Source organism: Bartonella phoceensis (genome assembly GCF_902825145.1).
GTDB lineage: Bacteria > Pseudomonadota > Alphaproteobacteria > Rhizobiales > Rhizobiaceae > Bartonella > Bartonella phoceensis.
In genome coordinates, this window is record NZ_CADEAD010000021.1 from 1 (window position 1) to 3,472 (window position 3,472).

The window sequence follows — 3,472 nt, forward strand, 5'->3', positions numbered from 1 at the left end:
CGGTGAGGGAGTTTGGTGAGGGAGTTTGGTGGGGGGCCTGACTCAGTTAATTGCGTCGCTCAAGCTTTAGGACCTGATTTAGGGCAAGCATGGTAAGTGTAAAACACTGATTTGAATGGGAAACCACACAGATTTTACCTAAACTTAAAGCATCTGTGAATAAAAACGTAAGGGCCTTTCCTAAGGGCATTGTCTATAGAATCAAGTGCAGTCTTAAAGAGCTTCTGGTGATTCTTCCTCTAAAAGAGCGCCAATCCGCTTTTGAAGCTTTTGCATTTGTGGGTAATATTCAAGTACCTTTTCATAGGCCTTGATGGCGAGCTTTGGACGCTCCGTTGCTTCCATCGTCACTCCAAGCTCAAAAAATGCCATGTAATTGCGCGGCTCAAGTTCTAGGGCATGATTCAGATCAAGCATGGCAAGTTTAAAATCACTCATTTGAATGTGAATCCACGCGCGCCGTATCCAAGCCATGGCATAGGTTGGTGAAAGCGCAAGGGCATTGTCAATGTAGTCAAGAGCAAGACTATAATCATCAGTGTTGAGCGCATTTTCAGCCCATGACATCAAAAGATCAATCGTCTCACTGCCCGATTGTGACCATAAACGTTGAAGTTGTTCGTTTATCTTTCTGGCTTCATGAACATTCGCACAAAATTTCAATTCTTTGAGAAGACGCAAAATTTCCGCCTCTCTGCGCTCTTTCGCTCTGTCAGGGTGAGAATGGGAGGAAGAATCAAATTCTTCAAGAACAGTCACAGCAGAATCAGGTCTTGCCGGCGTCGAAGAAGGAGAGTCGGGTATGAGCTCATCCAGCGGTAAAAGCGTTTGTGGAGAAGGAGAATCTTCAGGGAGTAAAGGAGAATTTTGCCCGTAGCCACTGGAAGCAAAACCATAACTGCCTGTAAAAATTAAAAAAAATAAAATAAAACGCGACGAAAAATACAAGCGCGAAAAATACAAGCGCGAAAAACTCTGCCGAAAAAAACAAAGACCCCGCAATTGCAAAGTTTTTAAAAAAATCAAAAACTCCATAACCACAAGTCCTCAAACGATAAATGCTTATGAAACGGACCTGAAACGCAAAAATAAATCTTCAGGGAAAGAGAAAGCAAAATGCCTGCCAAAGCAGGCATAAAAACAATCCTCCCTGACAAACCGTTAAGCTTGAGAGAATATCAACCTTGACGTGCTCTAAAACGTGGATTCGTTTTATTGAGGATGTAAACACGACCTTTACGACGCACCAAACGATTGTTACGGTGACGCTCCCTTAGTGCTTTAAGCGAATTTTTAATTTTCATCATACTCACCGTTTATAGACACTTCTGTAATCTTACGCCATTGTAATTTATGCCATAATCCCAGTCTCTAACTTTAAGACACCACCACACTACTTTCTTAGAACCAGTATGATCGTCTCTTGAGAGACTCCCTATAACCGTCTCTTGAGAGACTCCTTATAATCGCTCCTTAGGAGACTGTTACAACATCATGTTCCTTTTCACTGTGACCAAAAAAAGAAAAACGCACCCTTAAAACAAAGGTACGCATCAACACCTTTCATTATCACAACGAAGAAGTGAAAATTGCAAAAAAAATCAAAGCCTTTCTAACAAGAACTCTGCTTCGTGTCAAGGCGTTATATTGGATAAAGATTTGGCAAGAGACGATCCTGACAAAAACGTTTGGTGTTGCATTGGAATGCAAGAGAACAAAGAGAGGCAAAAATTTCAAGGATTCTCATTTTGATGAAATGATGTGCAAATAAACCGTGCAGAGATGAACAAACGATGCATGAAGAAATGCATAAAAGGCGTCAGAATATGGGGTGAGATGTCATCACACTATATCCGTAAAACTTATCAGTATAGTAGAGAGGTGTTATGCGCAGTTCTCTTCATATTCTCAAAGGAATAAAAGCTGGAGATGAGGGGGATGACAAGAGAAGGATTGTCAGAGTTTATAAAGGGGTATTTTGGAGGCGTTTGTCGGAGCGTGCAAAAATGTTGGGGCGTATGTTCTTGAAGAAGGCTTGGAGGATGTTTTTGGTCAAGGAATTGTAATCAATTTGCTCTCCGTTGGGATGGGGGAGTGGGGGATTTTGCCGTGGGCTAAGAAAAGCTTTGCTCTGGTTATGAAGAAACACCGTGTAAAAATGTTTGTCAGAGATGTTGTTTTTTTCTTTGTTTATTTTTCAGCGCGTTATCTCGTGGGGAGACGTTTTGTGGAAAAATCTTCTCCTGTCAAGATTTGGTGGCTGGTCCTTTTAGTTGAATGACATGCCCCATTTTACGCAGGGATTGTACAGAGTTTTTACCATATAAGTGAACCGATGTTGTCTCTTGTGTGAGAAAATATTTGAATTCATTAAGATTATTGCCAAGAAGGTTGATCATTTGACAATTGCTATGGCGGTATGTGCTGCCCAAAGGAAGACCGCAAATGGCACGGATATGTTGTTCAAATTGTGAAGTGATACACGCCTTTTGCGTCCAATGACCAGAGTTATGAACACGAGGTGCTAATTCATTTACTAAAAGACCCCCATCTATCAGGACAAAAAATTCAATGCAAAGAACACCAACATAATCGAGCGCATCCATCACTCTTACACTTATTTCTTGTGCTGCCTTTTGTACATTCTGCGGTACATGTGAGGGGACAAAGGATTTATGAAGGATGCCGCTTTTGTGCTGGTTTTCTGGGCAGTCATAAAAAATATGTTCCCCTTGGTTTGTCCGGGCCGAGAGCACCGAGATTTCCGATAAAAAAGGAATAATTTCTTCCAAAATAAGGGGATGTTCCTGAAAAGCCGTAAAGGTTTTTTCAAGGGTTGATGCTGAGGGGTGATCCAGCATCATCTGGTTCTTGCCATCGTAACCAAAACGACGCGTCTTCAAAAGACCACGCTTTCCTAACGCCGAAAGCCCTGAAAGGAGAGAAGAATAACTGTCAACAGCATACCACGATGCTGTGTGGATGCCTTGCTTTTGCAAAAATTGCTTCTCAAAAAGCCGATCTTGCGTAATCTCTAGCGCCTTGGAAGAGGGATAAACACTTTTGTCTTTCTCTATATATTGAACCGTTTGAAGCGGAAGATTTTCAAACTCATAGGTCACAACATCACACACAGAAATAAAACGATTTAATGCTGAGGTATCATCATAGGATGCAACAATGTGGTCGTTGGCTGTTTGTGCAGCCGGACAATCTCCTTCAGGGCAAAAAACAACCGTTCGAAACCCTAGTTCTGCTGCTGCTATGGCGAGCATGCGTGCCAATTGTCCTCCCCCTAGGAAACCGATTGTACTTCCTGGGAGGAACAGAGGGAATGCGGTGGACGCGGAAGGGGCGTTGGACGCAGGGGATGCGCAGGGAGGGGTGGACGCGGAAGGGGTGTTGGACGCAGGGGATGCGGAGAGAGGGGTGGACGCGGAAGGGGTGTTGGACGCAGGGGATGCGCAGGGAG

Annotated in this window: 4 protein-coding genes; 1 reads left to right on the forward strand and 3 read right to left on the reverse strand. The window is 43.2% G+C overall.

All coding sequences use genetic code 11. The annotated features are described in order from the left end of the window. Positions 1-213 precede the first annotated feature (213 nt). Together J7R07_RS07865 and ykgO are read right to left on the reverse strand one after the other, a co-directional pair. Positions 214-1,035: a tetratricopeptide repeat protein gene (locus J7R07_RS07865; RefSeq protein WP_208436311.1), complete on the reverse strand. Its 822-nt coding sequence runs from the start codon at positions 1,033-1,035 to the stop codon at positions 214-216. 143 nt (positions 1,036-1,178) lie between these two features. Beyond that, a complete protein-coding gene (ykgO, locus tag J7R07_RS07870) occupies positions 1,179-1,304 on the reverse strand; it encodes a type B 50S ribosomal protein L36 (RefSeq protein ID WP_011181208.1) in 126 nt (41 codons plus the stop codon). A 674-nt stretch (positions 1,305-1,978) separates the two neighbouring features. Between ykgO and J7R07_RS07875 the strand changes: the two genes are divergently transcribed. Then, on the forward strand, positions 1,979-2,281 hold the full coding sequence (locus J7R07_RS07875; protein ID WP_208436312.1) for a hypothetical protein: 303 nt from the start codon (positions 1,979-1,981) through the stop codon (positions 2,279-2,281). Here J7R07_RS07875 and J7R07_RS07880 read toward each other — a convergent pair. Continuing rightward, positions 2,247-3,472 (reverse strand): 5-(carboxyamino)imidazole ribonucleotide synthase (locus J7R07_RS07880; protein WP_246464879.1); only part of this gene is annotated, 1,226 nt, incomplete at its 5' end. The two genes, J7R07_RS07875 and J7R07_RS07880, sit on opposite strands and share 35 nt — an antisense overlap.